Raw genomic sequence first — 16,597 nt, 5'->3', positions numbered from 1 at the left:
CTTGATTCGCCTATGACGTATCCCGAATACTCCCGCGACATCCCGAGCACCGGTGAGCTCGCCCTCGAAGACCGCGCCTCCCTGCGCCGTGTCGCCGGGCTGTCCACCGAACTCGCCGACGTCTCCGAGGTCGAATACCGCCAGCTGCGCCTGGAGCGGGTGGTGCTGGTCGGCGTGTGGACCGAGGGCAGCGCCGCCGACGCCGACGCCAGCCTCGCCGAACTCGCCGCGCTGGCCGAGACCGCCGGCTCCGAAGTGCTCGAAGGACTGATCCAGCGCCGCGACAAACCCGACGCCTCCACCTACATCGGTTCCGGCAAAGCCCAGGAACTGCGTGAGATCGTCCTGGCGACCGGCGCCGACACCGTCATCTGCGACGGCGAGCTGAGCCCCGCCCAGCTCAACGCGCTGGAGAAGGCGGTCAAGGTCAAGGTGATCGACCGCACCGCGTTGATCCTCGACATCTTCGCCCAGCACGCCACCAGCCGCGAGGGCAAGGCACAGGTGTCGCTGGCGCAGATGGAGTACATGCTGCCCCGGCTGCGCGGCTGGGGTGAGTCGATGTCCCGTCAGGGTGGCGGCGCGGGCGGCAGCGGCGGCGGCGTCGGCACTCGCGGTCCCGGCGAGACCAAGATCGAGACCGATCGCCGCCGGATCCGCGAGCGGATGTCGAAACTGCGCCGCGAGATCAAGGACATGAAGAAGATCCGCGACACCCAGCGCAGTGTCAGGCGACGCAGCGACGTCGCGGCCCTGGCGATCGTGGGCTACACCAACGCCGGTAAGTCGAGTTTGCTCAACGCGCTCACCGGAGCCGGTGTGCTGGTGGAGAACGCGCTGTTCGCGACCCTCGAACCGACAACGCGCCGAGGCGAATTCGACGACGGACGGCCGTTCGTGCTGACCGACACCGTCGGCTTCGTGCGGCATCTGCCGACCCAGCTCGTCGAGGCGTTCCGCTCGACGCTGGAGGAGGTCGTCGACGCCGAGCTGCTCGTGCACGTCATCGACGGGTCCGATGTGAACCCGCTGGCCCAGGTCAACGCGGTGCGCAAGGTGATCAACGAGGTCGCGGCCGACTACGACATGGCGCCGCCGCCGGAACTGCTGGTGGTCAACAAGGTCGACGCCGCGAGCGGGCTGATACTGGCCCAGCTGCGCAGCGCGCTGCCCGGTGCGGTGTTCGTCTCGGCGCGCACCGGAGAGGGGCTCGACCGGCTGCGTACGCGGATGGCCGAACTGGTCGAACCCACCGACGTCGTCATCGACGTCACGGTGCCCTACGACCGCGGCGATCTCGTCGCCCGCATCCACGCCGACGGCAGGGTGGACGCCACGGAGCACACCGAGCAGGGCACCCGCATCAAGGCCAGGGTCCCGGTTGCGCTGTCGGCAGGCCTGCGGGACTTCGCGACCTTCTAGGCGTTCGCGCCGTTAGCATCGGCGAATGGCGAAGCTCGACCCGTTCCGCACGCCCGACTCCCGCGCGCGGTTCATCGCGAAGTACGACGCGATTCTGAGCGATTGGCCGGTCCCGTTCGAAGAGCGAGATGTGTCAACCGGTTTCGGCACCACCCACGTCATCGTCGGCGGCCCAGAAGCAGCCCCGCCGCTGGTCTTGCTGCACGGCGCCGCGGCGACGGCCGTGATGTGGGCACCGGTGATCGAGGCGCTCAGCGCGGATCACCGCTGCTATTGCGTGGACACGATCACCGAAGCGAACAAGAGCGTGGCGTCGCGGCGGGCCCGCGGTGTGCCCGACCTGATGACCTGGCTGACCGAGGTGTTCGGGGGCCTCGGGATCGACAGCGCGAAGGTGGCGGGCCTCTCCTACGGTGGCTGGCTGGCTGCGAACCTCGCTGTGCAGGAACCGAAACTGGTCGAGCGGCTGGTGCTGATCTGTCCGGCCGCCACGCTCGCGCCGATAGTCGCGGAGTTCTACGTGCGGATGCTCGCCTCGGGGCTGTTGCGCTCACCTGAACGGGTGCGCCGATTCATCCGGTGGATGTCGAGTACGCCGGAGGTGATGTCTCACCCGGGGCCCGACCTGATCGTGTCGAACCTGCTGTCCGCTCGCATTCTGCGGCCCGAGGTCACACCGCCCACGGTGCTCACCGACGACGAACTCCGACGGATCGTTGCGCCCACCACCGTGGTGATCGGGGACCGGGAGGTGATCTACCGGACCGGTCCGCGATCGGCGCTCGACCGTGCCGAGGCATTGATCACCGGAGTGCGGACGGTGTCGATCCCGGGCGCGAATCATATGCTGACCGTGGACGCCCCGACGAGGCTGGCCGCCGAGTTGCGGGCCGCACTGGCTTAGTTCATCGGCGAACAGACGCAAAATGTCTGCGACGCGCCGCGTCGGGCATCACTGTGCGTCTGCTCGCGGGTGGAGCACCGGTGGCTCGTGGGCCCGCACAGGTGGCGGTGTGCCGCGGTACTTCTCGACCTCGACCAGCACGTGCGCCCCGGTGCAGCCCTGCGCCAGTGACGACGTCCCGACGTCTTCGGTGAGCACGTTCGGATTGCCGTGTACACACATCGATTCCGGGTCGGCCGGATCGGCCGGGTCGTACCACGCCCCGGTCGGCAACTGCACCACCTGTGGCCGCAGCCGGTCGTCGACCACGACGCCGGCGAGGCATGAGCCGCGGTCGTTGAACACCCGTGCGACGTCACCGCCGGCCAGCCCGCGGATCGCCGCATCGTCCGGGTGCATCCGGATCGCCTCGCGCCCCGCCACTTTCGCGGCCTGACTGGTGGCACCGCCGTCGAGTTGGCCGTGCAGCCGCGACGCCGGCTGGTTGGCCAGCAGGTGCAGCGGGTAGCGCCGCGCGCGGTCACCGCCCAGCCATTCGGTGGGCTCGTACCACCGCGGATGACCCGCGCAGTCGGCGTAGCCGAACGAGTCGATGTCGGTGGAGAAGATCTCGATCAGCCCGCTCGGTGTGCCCAGCCGGTGTGCCCGCGGATCGGCACGGAAGTCCGCCAGCAGCGTCAGCCCGTCGTCGGTCGGCAACCGGAGCCGGCCCACCCGCCAGAACTCCTCGAACGACGGCACGTCGAAATCCAGCTGTGCCGACCACTTGTCGTAGAGATGGGCCAGCCACTGGCGGGCGGTGCGGCGCTCGGTGAACTGTTCACCGAAGCCGAGGCGGTCGGCCAGCGCGGCGAACGTCGTGTAGTCGTCGCGGGACTGTGCGTAGGGTTCGGCGAGTTTCGGCATCGCCATCAGCATCGGGTCGTTGCGCGATCCCGAGTAGTCGTCGCGTTCGAACGCGTTGGTCGACGGGATCACGATGTCGGCGTGTCGGGCCATCGCCGTCCAATAGGGCTCGTGCACCACGACGGTCTCGGGACGGCCCAGCGCACGGCGCAACCGGCCGATGTCCTGGTGGTGGTGGAACGGGTTGCCGCCGGCCCAGTACACCAGCTTGATGTCGGGATAGGTCAGCCGCAGCCCGTTGTAGTCGAATTCGGCTCCCGGATGCAGCAGCATGTCGCTGACGGCGGCGACCGGGATGAACGTGCGCACCGCGTTGAGACCCTGCGGCAACTTCGGCAGACCGCAGCGCAGCGGCGGCAGGCCCGGTTCGTTCATCGACCCGTAGCCGTGACCGAAACCGCCTCCGGGCAGGCCGATCTGGCCCAGCATGGCGGCCAGCGTCAAACCCATCCACGGCGCCTGTTCGCCGTGCCGGATCCGCTGCAGTGACCAGCTGACCGTGACCATCGTGCGGGCGGCCGCCATCCGGCGGGCCAGTGCGGTCAGCTCGGCGGCGGGCAGTCCGCAGATCGCCGAGGCCCACTTCGGGGTCTTGGGCGTCGCATCGTCGGCGCCGAGCAGATAGCGCTCGAAACGGTCGTAGCCGGTGCAGTACCGGTGCAGGAACTCGCGGTCGGCCAGATTCTCGGTCGCCAGCACGTAGGCCAGGGCCAGCATGATCGCCACGTCGGTGCCGGGCACCGGCGCATGCCATTCGCACTCGCCCTCGAGGTCGTCGCGCAACGGCGAGAACGACACGATCTGTGCACCGCGTTCCCGCATGCGGCGCAACGCATCTCGTGCGGGGTGAGCGGTGGTGCCGCCGTGGTTGATCGCGGTGTTCTTCAGTGCCACCCCGCCGAAGCACACCATCAGATCGGTGTGGGCGACCATCACCTCCCAGTCGGTGGACCGCTTGAACAGGTCGTCGTGGGTGCCGACCACCCGCGGCATGATGACCCCGGTGGCGCCGAGGCTGTAGGAGTGCCGCGAGAACGTGTAGCCGCCGAGCAGTTTGAGGAAGCGGTGCACCTGGCTCTGCGCGTGGTGGAACCGGCCCGCGCTTGCCCAGCCGTAGGAGCCGCCGTAGATCGCCTCGTTGCCGTGGGTGTCGACGACCCGGCGTAGCTCACCGGCCAGGAGCTCCGTCAGCTCCTCCCAGCCGACGGCGACGAACTCGTCGGCGCCGCGCAGCGTCGTCGGTCCCGGGCCGTCGCGCAGCCATCCCCGGCGCACGGCCGGATGGGCGATCCGCGACCGGTGCCGGATGGAGCCGGGCAGGTTGCCGAGCAGTGGTGAGGGATCCGCATCGCCCGCCAGGGGTGCGACCGCGGCGATGTCGCCGGCCCGGACGTCCGCGGTGAAGCCGCCCCAGTGGGTGAGGCTGGTGGGGCGGGTGGGCACGGTGTCGAGTTTATGACCAGACCGCCGGGCCACGGGCGACCAACCATCCGGTTGGTATATGTTGGCCGCATCCCCGACACCCAGTACCGGAGGTATCACCTATGGGTTCGTCCAGCTCCGCGGCCGTCAAGTACGAACGCACCCTCTTCGAACCCGAACACGACCTGTTCCGGGAGTCCTACCGGGGCTTTTTGGAACGGCACGTGGCGCCGCACCACGACCAGTGGGAGAAGGACAAGATCGTCGACCGCGGCATCTGGCTGGAGGCGGGCAAGCAGGGCTTCCTCGGGATGGCGGTGCCCGAGGAGTACGGCGGCGGCGGCGACGCGGACTTCCGCTACAACGTCATCATCGACGAGGAGACCGTCGCGGGCCGGTACAGCGGGCTGGGCTTCACCCTGCACAGTGACGTGGTGGCGCCCTACCTGCTCCGGTTGGGCACCGAGGAGCAGAAGCAGCGCTGGCTGCCCGGGTTCTGCAGCGGCGAGCTGATCTCCGCGATCGCGATGACCGAACCGGGCACCGGCAGCGATCTTCAGGGCATCAAGACCCGCGCGGTCAAGGACGGGGACTCCTGGATCCTCAACGGTTCCAAGACCTTCATCACCAACGGCATCCACGCCGACCTGGTGATCGTGGTCGCCCAGACCGACCCGGACAAGGGCGCCCTGGGTTTCTCCCTGCTGGTGGTCGAGCGCGGCATGGCGGGCTTCGAACGCGGTCGTCACCTGGACAAGATCGGCATGGACGCCCAAGACACCGCGGAACTGTCGTTCACCGACGTTCGGGTGCCCGCCGAGAATCTGCTCGGCGAGGAGGGGCAGGGTTTCGTCTACCTGATGCAGAACCTGCCGCAGGAACGTCTCTCGATCGCCGTGGTCGCCGCCGGCGCGATGGAGGCGGTGCTCGAGCAGACGCTGCAGTACACGAAGGAGCGCAAGGCCTTCGGCAAGCCGGTCGGCAGCTTCCAGAACAGCCGGTTTCTGCTCGCCGAACTGGCCACCGAGGCCACCGCGGTGCGGATCATGGTCGACGAGTTCATCCGGTTGCACCTCGACGAGAAGCTCACCGTCGAACAGGCCGCGATGGCCAAGTGGTACACGACCGAGAAGCAGGTCCATCTGATCGACCGGTGCCTGCAACTGCACGGCGGTTACGGATACATGCGGGAGTACCCGATCGCCCGGGCGTACCTGGATTCACGCGTGCAGACGATCTACGGCGGCACCACCGAGATCATGAAGGAGATCATCGGCCGCAGCCTGGGGGTCTAGCCACCTGCGGTTTTGGTGTCACGAGGGGCGGCGCGCCGCGCGCGGGAGGCCAACCAGCCGCGGGTGGCACGGTTTGCGGGGTATTTTCCCTCAGATCGGTCTGATGCTTTCTCGTCCGACGTCATTCGACGCCTCGTCGGCGAAAGCGCTACGTTCGGGGAAGTTTGCCGGACCACGGGGAGGTTGGATGAGCGGGCGGCGCACACTGCTGAGGGCGGCGATGAGGCGCGCAGCGGTGGGGCTGGCGGTGCTGGCCGTCGCGGTCGCGCCTGCGCCTCTCGCGTGGGCGACACCGGAGAGCGACGCCGACGGCGCGATCACCGCCGCCTATGACGCCAGTGGCGGACCGGCCGGTCCACTCGGCCCGCGTGACGGCGGCGTCTACCCGGTCGGCGCGGGCTTCGCGCAGAACTTTGCCGCGGGCAAGATGTTCTTCACCCCGCAGACGGGGGCCCACTTCACCCAGGGCGCGATCCTGGAGAAGTACGAGTCGCTCGGCGGGCCCGCCGACGGCGACCTGGGCTTCCCGACCATCGACGAACAACCCGGCCGGGTCAGCCCGGAGAGCCGCAACACCACCTTCAGCGCCGCTGACAGACCGGTCATCTTCTGGACGCCGGCCACCGGCGCGCGGGTGGTCCGCGGCGCCGTCAACGCGGCGTGGGACAAGCTCGGCGGCTCCGCGGGGCCGCTCGGGGTGCCCGCCGAGGACGAGGTCTACCGCGGCGACCAGGTGTCGCAGAAGTTCACCGGCGGGGAACTGACGTGGAACCGCAAGACCAAGGCCTACACCACCGTGCCGCCAGACCTCGCCGGGCAGCTGGCCGGTCTCGAGGTGCCGGAGGACGCGACGTCGGCCATCAACGCCGCGCGCCGTGCCGCGGGCGGCCCGCTGGGCCCGCTGGGCGCCAAGGAGGGCGAGCAGTACCCGATCGGCGCCGACGGTGTCGGGCAGAACTTCGCCGGCGGCAAGATCTTCTACACCCCGGCCACGGGCGCCAACGTCGTGTCGGGACAGGTGCTCGACAAGTACGAGAGTGTCGGCGGGCCGGAGGGCGACCTCGGCTTCCCGACGAGCAACGAGGCGGACGGCGGCCTCGGCGTCAACAGCCGGGTCAGCACCTTCGCCGCCGAGGACAAGCCGGTCATCTACTGGACGCCGGACTACGGGCCGGTGATCGTGCGCGGAGCGATGAACGCCGCATGGTCGAAGCTCGGTGGCGCGACCGGTGACCTCGGCGCGCCGATGGCCGACCAGAGCGAGAACGGCGAGGTCGTCACGCAGCGGTTCAGCGGCGGCGCGCTCTCGTGGGATCGCAGCACGGGCAAGTTCAGCACCGAACCGGCGGGGCTTGCCTCCCAGCTGGCCGGTCTCGAGGTGCCGGGACAGCAGCAGCCCGAGACGCCGGCCGACTCGCAGGCCTCCGACACCGACGCCAAACGGTGGTTCGAGCGGCCGTGGGACCAGTGGAATCCGTGGTGGCTGCTGGCGCTGATCCCGATCCTCGTGCTGATCGGCCTGATCGCCGGCGCGGTGATGCTCAGCCGCAGGCGCGGGCGGCGCGACGACGGGCGCGGCGACGACGGACCGTTCGGCGCGCCGGGTGACGGTTGGTACGACGACCTCGACCACGACCGCCTTCATGACGAGGGTGCGCACGGCGAGCCACACGGTGACGAGCCGCACCGCTACGGCGATCCGCGGTATCCGGGCCACGACGAAGGTGGCGAGCATGGCGCCACACCGGAATCGGCAGGACCGGACAGTCCGTGGGACCCGCGGGTGGCGCAGCCGCCGGGGGCCGAGTCGTCGTTCGTGGCGGCGCCGGCGGCCGCAGTGGCGGCGGGGGCGCCGGTATTCGATGTCCAGGACAACTCCGACGACGTCGACACGACGCCCACGCGGGTGGAGGTGGTGGACGAGACGCCGAGCGGAAGGCACGCGGCGATCGACATCGACGAGCCGACGCCCGGACGCACCGCGATCCATCTGCCGCTCGACGACTCGAACGAGCCGCCGGAGGGCTACCCGATCAAGGCCGACACCCAATCCGGGCTGTACTGGTCGCCGGACAGCCCGGACTATGGCGACACGGTCGCCGAACTCTGGTTCGCCAGCGAAGAATTCGCCCGCACGAACGGGTTCGTCAGAGCGGACTGAGCCGTCAGATCTTGCGGATGACGGTGACGACCTTGCCGAGCACCGCCGCGTCGTTGCCCGGGATCGGGTCGAACGCCGGATTGTGCGGCATCAGCCAGACCTGTCCGCGGGTGCGCTTGAAGGTCTTGACGGTTGCTTCGCCGTCGATCATGGCCGCGACGATGTCGCCGTTGTCGGCGACGTTCTGCTGACGCACGACCACCCAGTCGCCGTCGCAGATGGCCGCGTCGACCATCGATTCGCCGACCACCTTGAGCAGGAACAGCGAACCCTCACCGACGAGTTCACGGGGCAGCGGGAAGACGTCCTCGACGGCCTCCTCGGCCAGGATGGGACCGCCGGCGGCGATGCGGCCCAGCACCGGGACGTACGTCGGCTCCGGCAGTGAGTCGGAGCCGGCGACATCGGTGGTGACCACCGGGGTGACGTGATCGTCGGAGGCCCGTACGTCGACCGCGCGCGGTCGGTTCGGGTCGCGGCGCAGATAGCCCTTGCGCTCGAGCGTGCGCAGTTGATGGGCGACCGATGAGGTCGACGTCAGGCCGACGGCGTCACCGATCTCGCGGATGCTCGGCGGGTAGCCGCGGCTGGTGACCGAGGCCCGGATCACGTCGAGAATGGTGCTCTGGCGTTCGGTGAGGGCGTTGTCGGAGCTGCGCCGCCCGCCGGTGCTCGCCGGTGCGCTGCCGCCGTCGCCGATGTCCCTGCTGTCGTCGCTCATGGTGCCGAATGTAGTCGCCCGACGGCCGATGATCAAACATGTGTTCGAGGCGTGTCGCGGTACCCGGCCGCCCCCCGGGGCGCCGCCGGCCGTCCCAGGGGACTTGTCGGTGGGCTGCTCTATCGTTTCGCAACAGTTCGATCACATGTTCTATCCATCGAACACCTGAGCGAGTATGTTTCGAACACAGTAGCGAACGACCACCGGCGGAGAGGGCAGGCAGATGACGATCGTGGAACCCCGGCAGAGTGAGATTCGACCCGTCACCCGGCCCGTGCGCCGGCCGGCGCAGGCTCGCAGGCGGCCGCAGTCCACCCGCCCCGGCGGGCGGCCCGTCCAGTACCGCGGGACGGGCGTGCTCGTGTCGCGGGCGTCGCACCGGCGCAGGCCGATCACCCCGTTGGCGACGGTGGGTCTCGCCCTGGTCGCCGCGGCGATCACGGTGTGGCTGGGCGTGGTGGCGCAGCTCGGTGGGGTGGTCGGCACGCCCGCGCAGGTGCCGGCCGAGCTGGCGGTGGTGCAGGTCCAGACCGGTGAGTCGCTGCAGCAGGTCGCGCAGCGGGTCGCGCCCGAGGCGCCGGTCGCGGCGGTCGTCGATCGCATCCGTGAACTCAACGAGCTGGACTCGGCGGCGGTCGACGCCGGCCAGACGCTGATCGCCCCGGTGGGCTGACCGGCCTCGTGGGCGGTGAATCGCCGTACTGCGCAAGGGGAGTGGCAGTGCCCCGTGAAGGCGCGCCGACCGCGACGCCGCTGAGTCGTCCGGGCGCCGCGCAGGTACGCTCAGAGAGGTTCGACGTGCGTACCTGTCGACGGAGCGAAGGAGCGACGATGCATTGCCCCTTCTGCCGGCATCCCGACTCGCGGGTGGTCGATTCCCGCGAGACCGACGAGGGCCAGGCCATCCGCCGCAGGCGCTCCTGCCCCGAGTGTGGTCGCCGCTTCACCACGGTGGAGACGGCGGTGCTGGCGGTGGTCAAGCGCAGCGGCGTCACCGAGCCGTTCAGCCGGGAGAAGGTCATCAAGGGTGTACGGCGCGCCTGCCAGGGGCGTCAGGTCGACGACGATGCGCTGAACCTGCTGGCGCAGCAGGTCGAGGACGCAGTGCGGGCGGCGGGCTCACCGGAGATACCGAGCAACGAGGTGGGCCTGGCGATCCTCGGCCCGCTGCGCGAACTCGACGAGGTGGCGTACCTGCGGTTCGCCTCGGTGTACCGGTCGTTCTCGTCGGCCGACGACTTCGAGCGCGAGATCGAGGCGCTGCGCGAGCACCGCCGGGTGCGGACGTCGGGCTGACGGTCAGGGCAGCTGCCGGGCGCCGTCGCTGACGACACGGCCGGCCACGCGCACCCATCCCTCCGGGCTCCAGCGGGTCTGGATCACCGAACCCCTGCCCTGCACGATCGTCAGGTCGCGGCTGAGGTAATCGGTGAGTCGCACGGCGGCGGCGCCGGTCGCCTCGTCTTCGGGTACCCCGAGCACGGCCGCGAACATCCGGGCGCGCACTTCGCCGTTGTCGCGGTCGGTCCACGTCCACAGGTAATGCTGGGTGTCGTCGGGGAAATCCGACGGGTCGGCCTCGGCGAGTTCGTCGAGCGAGGACAGATCGTGGATCGCGAATTCCGGCGCCCAGTCCGAGCGCGCGCTGACGGCGGTCAGGTCACCGTCGTAGGCGACCTGCACGATGCCCGCGGGGACCTGCAGTGTGCGCAATGCCGACCCCTGCTCGCGCAGCCACCACGCCGCGCCGACGGTGGGGTGGCCGGCGAACGGGAGTTCGGTGGCGGGGGTGAAGATGCGCAGGTGCGCAGTGGTCGCGCCGGGCTCGGGAACGTCGACGAAAATCGTTTCGCTGTAACCGAGTTCGGTCGCCATCTGCTGCCGGTCGGCGGGGTCCACGGTGCTCGCGTCCACCACGCCCAGCGGATTGCCGAACTGGCCGTCGGCGTCGGTGAACACGCGCAACACTGTCACGTCGGTAGCCATGCGCCGATGCTACGTGCTCGGCTCGGCCGGGTGGCCGATTGTCAGGTGGCGCTGCGCTCGTCGGCTCCCATCGCGTCGAGCACCGCCACCTGGGTGCCGACCGATCCGGTAAGCGTGCCCTCGCGCAGCCCGTTGCGCAGCAGTGTCCGCAGCAGCTCCTGGTCGTAGACGGCGGGCTCGGTGGCGTCGATGAACTGCTCGACCACCTCGACGAACCGCTCCGGGTCGTCGTGGAACGGGAAGTGGCCGGCCTTGTCGAACACCTCGAGGCGCGAACCGGGCATCGCGGTGTGCGCCATCGCGGCGTGGCCGACCGGGATGACCGAGTCGTGCGAGCCCCAGATGAGCTGCACCGGCACGGATTCGGTGAGGTAGCAGCGGTCGAGCATGGTGACCACCTGGCCACGCCAGTCGACGACGGCGCGCAGCGTCCGGGTGAACGCCGACGACGCCGTCGGCTCGGGCAGGTCGGCCAGGATTCGCAGCATCTCCGGCAGATCGCGGCCGACGCGGGTGGAACCGAGTGCACTGCCGGCGATGCGGCCGGCGGCCTGCAATGCGGGCAGCACCAGCGGCAGCCGCAGCAGCGCCAGCGCCTCGCTGGCAAGCGGCAGCGACGCGAGCCGCAGCGCCACGTTCACGTCACCGGTCACCCCGCCCGCGCCGACGAGGATGAGTCGCTCCACCAGCTGCGGGAACTGGTAGGCGAACTGCATCGCGACGCCACCTCCCAGCGAGTGGCCGACGACGGTCACCCGGTCGATGTCCAGCACGCTCAGCAGGTCGCGCATGCCGTTGGCGTACGCGGCCACCGAATAGTCCGCGCGGGGCTTGTCGGACTTCCCGTGCCCGAGCAGATCCGGGGCGATGACGGTGAACCGCTGCGCCAGCGCGGTCTGCACCGTGCTCCACGTGGTGGAGTTGTCACCGATGCCGTGGATCAGCAGGATCGCCGGGCCGGATCCGGCGATGCGGAACGCCCGCCGGTAGCCGTGGATCGTGCGGTACTCCAAAGACGGCGTCAGCTGCCGCACCGGACGAAGATCGGGCTTGCGTGGTGACATGCGGCCTCCGGTACGGGGCTACCGCCGGTCGTCGCCCTCACCGAAACCGTCGCCGTAGCCGTCTCTGTACTTGTCTTCCTTGAACTTCTCGCCGGACTGCTGGGCGAGGAACCGCTCGAACTCGGCGCCGAGTTCGTCACCGCTGGGCAATTCTTCGTCGTGCGCCAGCAGCGACCGGTTCTCCTGTGCCGTGACGAACGCATCGTACTGTCGCTCCAGCGCCGTCACCACCTGAGCGACCTCGGCGCTGGCCTCCACCTGCTCGTTGATCTTCTCGTAGACCTCGGCGCCCGCCTCGCCCAGTGCGGCCAGCGGGATCTGCAGCGACGCACTCCGCGAGACCTCGGCCAGCAGCGCCTCCGCGGCCTGCGGATATGCGGTCTGAGCCAGGTAGTGCGGCACATGCACGGTGAAGCCCACCGCTTCGTGACCGTGCTGGGCCATCCGGAACTCCAGCAGGTTGGACACGCTGCCCGGCACCTGCACCTCACCCACCCACGGCGTGTGGTCGGCGATCAGCTCCTTGTCGGTGGCGTGCGCGGTCAGGCTGACCGGCCGGGTGTGCGGCACCGCCATCGGGATGGTGCCCAGCCCGATGACGCGCCGCACGCCGAGGTGTTCGGCCAGCAGCCGCACCGCGGTGATGAACCGTTCCCACCGCAGGTCGGGCTCCATCCCGGCGAGCAGCAGGAACGGCGTGCCCGCCGTGTCGCGCAGCGCGTAGAGGTTGAGCTCGGGCTCCTCGTAGTGCGTGAAGTGGTCGGTCTTGAACGTCATCAGCGGCCGCCGCGAGCGGTAGTCGAGCAGTTCGTCGATGGCGAACGACGCCACCAGCTCGGTGTCGAGCGTGTTCTTCAAGTGCTGGGCGGCCAGCTTGATCGCGTGACCGGCGTCCGAGAACCCCTCCAGCGCGTGGATCAGCACCGGCCCGCGGCCGTCGGCCGACGACAGCTGTGGCGCCGGGAACTCCAGCTCGTACATGCCGGTGGACTCGGGCTGGTAGTACTGCTCGGGGGTGTCGGCACCCCCACTCGTCTCGTCAGCCATGTGAACATCCTCCTCGTGCCGGGACCACTAGTGTCGCCCATCGCGGCGGGTAGGCCGTGGTGGGATCGCATGTCGCACCTACCCGCGGTGCTGCGGACCCCGCCAGTCGCCGAGAACCCGCATACGTTCGAACACGGCCGCCCCGGGACCGCATTCCGCACGGGATGCCCGCATCCGGTCCCGCCGAACCACCGGCGCGCGGCGGATTGCCAGCGTCGTCGGGCACCATCGGGTCATGCGTGGGTTCCCGGTCACGGCCGCCCTGCGGAGAACCGCAGTGCCGGCGGTGCTGCTGGTCGCCGTCCTGGCCGGCTGCACGGGGCCGTCGACGGCGGTGCAGCGGCCCGAGGCGCAGGCCGCGCCCGCGGCGGTCGCCCGGCCGGTGTCGGCCGATCCACGGGTCGGCGCCGTCTTCGTCGGCGACGGCCCGGTCCACACCTGCACCGCCTCGGTGCTGGACTCCGCGCGCGGTGACCTCATCCTGACCGCCGCGCACTGCCTGGTCGACGGCATGGACGCCACGTTCGTGCCCGGCTTCGACGCCGCCGCGCAGGGGCAGCAGCCGTGGCACCTCGATGCGGTGTACCTCGATCCGCGCTGGGTGGACGGGCAGGATCCGCTGGCCGACTACGCCATCGCGCGGGTCAGCCGGGACGCCGGCGACACGCCCGCGCAGCAGGCGGGCGGGGGACTGGCGCTGGGCGCCGCCCCGCGACCGGGTACGCCGGTGACGGTGACCGGCTATCAGATGGGCATCGGGGGCGGCCCCATCGGCTGCCGGGCGTCGACGGCGGTGGCTGCCGAGGGGTTCCCGGCCGTGCCGTGCGAGGGGCTGGTCGACGGGGTGAGCGGCGCACCCTGGGTCGCCGGTTCGGTGGTCACCGGACTGGTCGGCGGGCTCGACGGCGGCGGCTGCGACGAGGACCTGTCGTACTCGCCGCCGTTCGACGGGCACATCGAGCGGCTGCTGGCCCGCGCGGAGGCCGGCGGCCCCGCCGACGCGGCGCCCGCGGCCGACGACGACGGCTGCTGAGCGCTCAGCGCCGGAACTGATTGAGTGCCCGCAGCTTGTTCATCACGTCGAGGGCGGCCACCTTGTAGGCCTCGGAGAAGGTCGGGTAGTTGAACACGGCGTCGACCAGGTACTCGACGGTGCCGCCGCATCCCATCACCGCTTGCCCGATGTGCACCATCTCGGTGGCACTGGTGCCGAAGATGTGAGCGCCCAGAATCTTCAGGTCGTCGGTCGACACCAGCAGCTTGAGCATGCCGTAGGAGTCGCCGGCGATCTGGCCGCGGGCCAACTCGCGATACCTGGACACCCCGACCTCGTACGGAATCGCCTTCTTGGTGAGCTCCACCTCGGTGGCGCCCACGTAGGACACCTCCGGGATGGAGTAGATGCCGATGGGCTGCAGGTCGGTCATCCCCTTGGCCGGTTCGCCGAAGGCGTGATACGCCGCCAGCCGGCCCTGGTCCATCGACGTGGCCGCCAGCGCCGGGAAGCCGATCACGTCGCCGACCGCATAGATGTGGTCCACGACGGTCTGGAAATTGCTGTCGACGAAGATGCGGCCCCGGTTGTCGGCCTCGATGCCGGCCATCGCCGTGTCGAGGTGTTCGGTCTGGCCCTGCCTGCCCGCCGAGTACATCACCGTCTCGGCCGGGATCTGCTTGCCGCTGGCCAGGGTGGTCACCGTGCCTGCGGCGCCGACGTCGACCGCGGTCACCTCCTCGCCGAAGCGGAAGGTGACGGCCAGGTCGCGCAGGTGGAACTTCAGCGCCTCGACGATCTCGGGGTCGCAGAAGTCCAGCATCGAGTCGCGCTTCTCCACCACGGTGACCTTGGTGCCCAGCGCGGCGAACATCGACGCGTACTCGATGCCGATGACGCCCGCACCGACCACCACCATCGAGGTGGGCAGCGACTTCAGGTCCAGGATGCCGTCGGAGTCCAGCACCCGGTGTTCGTCGAACTCGACGCCCGCGGGCCGCGCCGGCTTGGTGCCGGTTGCGATCACGATGTACTCACCGCTGACCTTCGTGTTCTCGCCGCGCGTCGGCTCCTCGACGAGCAGGGTGTGCGGATCGATGAACCGGCCGTGCCCCTCGATCAGGTCGATCCGGTTGCGCATCAGCTGGCTGCGCACCACGTCCTGCTCCTTGTTGATGACGTGGCTGGTGCGGGCCAGCAGGTCCGCCGGGGTGATCTTCTCCTTCACCCGGTAGCTGGCCCCGTACAGCTCGCGCTGGCTCATCCCAGTGAGATACACGACGGCCTCGCGCAGCGTCTTCGACGGGATGGTGCCGGTGTTCACGCACACTCCGCCGAGCATGCGGCCACGTTCGATGACCGCGACCGACTTGCCGAGCTTGGCGGCCGCGATGGCGGCCTTCTGCCCGCCCGGACCAGAACCGATGACGACGAGGTCGTACTCCAGCATCGAACCCATGGCAAAAGGTGTACGCCGGTTGTGACCATCTCGCATGCCGACGACGCCGAAGACTTCGTGAACAGACACCGGGCCGCGGCTGTCCACAGTCGGCGGTTCATCCCCAGGGCGCCCCGAACGGGGCCGGCGGGGGCCGCTTCCGACAGTGCGGCCGACGAGCGTTGCGGCCATGACCTCATCGCAGCAGTTCGGTTACCGGTTCAACCACCCCGGCAGGCTGATCGCCGCCGTACCCGCCGTCCTGGGCTTCGTGCCCGAGCAGTCGCTGGTGCTCGTCACCGTGGAGCGCGGCGGCCTGGGCGCGGTGCTGCGCGTCGACCTGTCCGACGGACTCGCCGCCTCGATCGACGACCTGGCGAAGGTCGCGGCCGCGGCGGCGCCGGACGCGGTGATCGCCGTGATCGTCGACGACTGCGGGGCCGACTGCGAACCGTGCAACGACGCCCATCGCGAGCTCGTCGCCCGCCTGGACACCGCGCTGGCCGGGCGCGGCATCGACCTGCTCGACGCCCACGTGGTGGACCGGGTCGCCACGGGCGGGCGCTGGCACTCGGTGGACGGCCGCGCGGGCGGGCCCGTCGACGACCCGTCCGCGTCACCGCTGGCGGCCGCGGCGGTGCTCGACGGCCGACGGCTGTACCGCAGCCGCGCCGAACTCGAAGCGGTGCTCGACGCCGACCCGGCCCGCGGCGATGCCCTGCTCGACATGATCCGCAGCCGCGACCAGAGCCGCCAAGTCCCTCGGCCGGATGCGGTGCTGCGCGGCGAGATCGAGGACACGATCGCCGCCGCGCGCCGCCTGGGCGACGGCCAACGGCCCGACGACACGCAGATGGCGGCGATGGCCTGCGCCCTGACCGACCCGTCGGTACGGGACACGTTGTACGCGTTGGCGATCGGGCAAGACGCGGACCTGGCGGAGACGCTGTGGGTGCTGCTGTCCCGGACGCTGCCGCCGCCGTGGCGGAACGAGGCGCTGGTGCTGCTTTCCTTCTCGGCCTACGCCAGGGGAGACGGTCCGCTGGCCGGTGTGGCCCTCGAGGCCGCGCTGCGCCTCGACCCCCGGCACCGGATGGCCGGCATGCTCGATCAGGCGCTGCGATCGGGGATGCGGCCCGATCAGATCCGTGAACTCGCGCTCACCGGATACCGGATGGCCGATCGGCTCGGGGTGCAATTACCGCCGCGGACCGGGTTTCGCCGCCGCAGCGGCTGA

General features: G+C 70.1%; 14 protein-coding genes. 8 read left to right on the top strand and 6 right to left on the bottom strand.

The annotated features are described in order from the left end of the window. The first annotated feature begins 12 nt into the window (after positions 1-12). Both hflX and O6P37_RS22555 read left to right on the top strand, forming a co-directional pair. Positions 13-1,422: a GTPase HflX gene (gene hflX / locus O6P37_RS22560; RefSeq protein ID WP_269896174.1), complete on the top strand. Its 1,410-nt coding sequence runs from the start codon at positions 13-15 to the stop codon at positions 1,420-1,422. A 25-nt stretch (positions 1,423-1,447) separates the two neighbouring features. Further along, positions 1,448-2,326: an alpha/beta fold hydrolase gene (locus O6P37_RS22555; RefSeq protein WP_269896173.1), complete on the top strand. Its 879-nt coding sequence runs from the start codon at positions 1,448-1,450 to the stop codon at positions 2,324-2,326. 48 nt (positions 2,327-2,374) lie between these two features. Here the strand turns inward: O6P37_RS22555 and O6P37_RS22550 are convergent, their stop codons facing one another. After that, positions 2,375-4,675, bottom strand: coding sequence for a molybdopterin guanine dinucleotide-containing S/N-oxide reductase (locus O6P37_RS22550; protein ID WP_269896172.1), 2,301 nt, complete (start codon positions 4,673-4,675; stop codon positions 2,375-2,377). Between the two features lie 101 nt (positions 4,676-4,776). On the opposite strand from O6P37_RS22550, the gene O6P37_RS22545 reads away from it, so the two are divergent. Further along, positions 4,777-5,949 carry an acyl-CoA dehydrogenase family protein gene (locus O6P37_RS22545; RefSeq protein WP_269896171.1) on the top strand — a complete coding sequence of 391 codons (1,173 nt, stop codon included), beginning with the start codon at positions 4,777-4,779 and terminating at the stop codon, positions 5,947-5,949. A 187-nt stretch (positions 5,950-6,136) separates the two neighbouring features. After that, on the top strand, positions 6,137-8,110 hold the full coding sequence (locus O6P37_RS22540; protein WP_269896170.1) for an LGFP repeat-containing protein: 1,974 nt from the start codon (positions 6,137-6,139) through the stop codon (positions 8,108-8,110). A 4-nt stretch (positions 8,111-8,114) separates the two neighbouring features. On the opposite strand, the gene lexA is transcribed toward O6P37_RS22540, so the two are convergent. Then, positions 8,115-8,831: a transcriptional repressor LexA gene (gene lexA, locus O6P37_RS22535; RefSeq protein WP_269896169.1), complete on the bottom strand. Its 717-nt coding sequence runs from the start codon at positions 8,829-8,831 to the stop codon at positions 8,115-8,117. Positions 8,832-9,054: 223 nt separating this feature from the next. Here lexA and O6P37_RS22530 point away from each other — a divergent pair, with 223 nt between their 5' ends. Next, positions 9,055-9,504, top strand: coding sequence for a LysM peptidoglycan-binding domain-containing protein (locus tag O6P37_RS22530; RefSeq protein ID WP_264015319.1), 450 nt, complete (start codon positions 9,055-9,057; stop codon positions 9,502-9,504). A gap of 158 nt (positions 9,505-9,662) precedes the next feature. Beyond that, entirely contained in the window at positions 9,663-10,127 is a 465-nt protein-coding gene (gene nrdR, locus O6P37_RS22525; RefSeq protein WP_264015317.1) for a transcriptional regulator NrdR, read from the top strand. Positions 10,128-10,130: 3 nt separating this feature from the next. Here nrdR and O6P37_RS22520 read toward each other — a convergent pair whose 3' ends face one another. The 3 genes from O6P37_RS22520 to O6P37_RS22510 are packed head-to-tail and all read right to left on the bottom strand — an operon-like array spanning position 10,131 to position 12,928. Next, positions 10,131-10,817: a PhzF family phenazine biosynthesis protein gene (locus O6P37_RS22520; RefSeq protein WP_269896168.1), complete on the bottom strand. Its 687-nt coding sequence runs from the start codon at positions 10,815-10,817 to the stop codon at positions 10,131-10,133. A 41-nt stretch (positions 10,818-10,858) separates the two neighbouring features. Further along, positions 10,859-11,881 (bottom strand): alpha/beta fold hydrolase, encoded by a 1,023-nt coding sequence (locus O6P37_RS22515; protein WP_269896167.1) that lies wholly within the window; start codon positions 11,879-11,881, stop codon positions 10,859-10,861. A gap of 18 nt (positions 11,882-11,899) precedes the next feature. Beyond that, positions 11,900-12,928, bottom strand: a complete 1,029-nt coding sequence (locus tag O6P37_RS22510) for a proteasome assembly chaperone family protein (protein ID WP_408633229.1) — start codon at positions 12,926-12,928, stop codon at positions 11,900-11,902. A 235-nt stretch (positions 12,929-13,163) separates the two neighbouring features. Here O6P37_RS22510 and O6P37_RS22505 point away from each other — a divergent pair, with 235 nt between their 5' ends. Continuing rightward, a complete protein-coding gene (locus tag O6P37_RS22505) occupies positions 13,164-13,961 on the top strand; it encodes a trypsin-like serine peptidase (RefSeq protein WP_269896166.1) in 798 nt (265 codons plus the stop codon). 4 nt (positions 13,962-13,965) lie between these two features. On the opposite strand, the gene sthA is transcribed toward O6P37_RS22505, so the two are convergent. Next, entirely contained in the window at positions 13,966-15,372 is a 1,407-nt protein-coding gene (sthA, locus tag O6P37_RS22500; protein WP_269896257.1) for a Si-specific NAD(P)(+) transhydrogenase, read from the bottom strand. Between the two features lie 178 nt (positions 15,373-15,550). On the opposite strand from sthA, the gene O6P37_RS22495 reads away from it, so the two are divergent. After that, positions 15,551-16,597: a DUF4192 domain-containing protein gene (locus O6P37_RS22495; protein WP_269896165.1), complete on the top strand. Its 1,047-nt coding sequence runs from the start codon at positions 15,551-15,553 to the stop codon at positions 16,595-16,597.

Origin of the sequence: Mycobacterium hippophais, assembly GCF_027529605.1 — a bacterium.
GTDB classification, from domain to species: Bacteria; Actinomycetota; Actinomycetes; order Mycobacteriales; family Mycobacteriaceae; genus Mycobacterium; species Mycobacterium arseniciresistens.
The sequence above is the reverse complement of the archived record's forward strand: the minus strand, read 5'-3'. Positions and strand labels throughout refer to the sequence as shown.

Coding starts and splice junctions, on each gene's coding strand:
- O6P37_RS22515 (WP_269896167.1), bottom strand. CDS start 11,881: ATGTCACCACGCAAGCCCGATCTTCGTCCGGTGCGGCAGCTGACGCCG.
- O6P37_RS22530 (WP_264015319.1), top strand. CDS start 9,055: ATGACGATCGTGGAACCCCGGCAGAGTGAGATTCGACCCGTCACCCGG.
- sthA (WP_269896257.1), bottom strand. CDS start 15,372: ATGCTGGAGTACGACCTCGTCGTCATCGGTTCTGGTCCGGGCGGGCAG.
- O6P37_RS22505 (WP_269896166.1), top strand. CDS start 13,164: ATGCGTGGGTTCCCGGTCACGGCCGCCCTGCGGAGAACCGCAGTGCCG.
- O6P37_RS22545 (WP_269896171.1), top strand. CDS start 4,777: ATGGGTTCGTCCAGCTCCGCGGCCGTCAAGTACGAACGCACCCTCTTC.
- nrdR (WP_264015317.1), top strand. CDS start 9,663: ATGCATTGCCCCTTCTGCCGGCATCCCGACTCGCGGGTGGTCGATTCC.
- O6P37_RS22520 (WP_269896168.1), bottom strand. CDS start 10,817: ATGGCTACCGACGTGACAGTGTTGCGCGTGTTCACCGACGCCGACGGC.
- hflX (WP_269896174.1), top strand. CDS start 13: ATGACGTATCCCGAATACTCCCGCGACATCCCGAGCACCGGTGAGCTC.
- O6P37_RS22510 (WP_408633229.1), bottom strand. CDS start 12,928: ATGGCTGACGAGACGAGTGGGGGTGCCGACACCCCCGAGCAGTACTAC.
- lexA (WP_269896169.1), bottom strand. CDS start 8,831: ATGAGCGACGACAGCAGGGACATCGGCGACGGCGGCAGCGCACCGGCG.
- O6P37_RS22495 (WP_269896165.1), top strand. CDS start 15,551: ATGACCTCATCGCAGCAGTTCGGTTACCGGTTCAACCACCCCGGCAGG.
- O6P37_RS22555 (WP_269896173.1), top strand. CDS start 1,448: ATGGCGAAGCTCGACCCGTTCCGCACGCCCGACTCCCGCGCGCGGTTC.
- O6P37_RS22540 (WP_269896170.1), top strand. CDS start 6,137: ATGAGCGGGCGGCGCACACTGCTGAGGGCGGCGATGAGGCGCGCAGCG.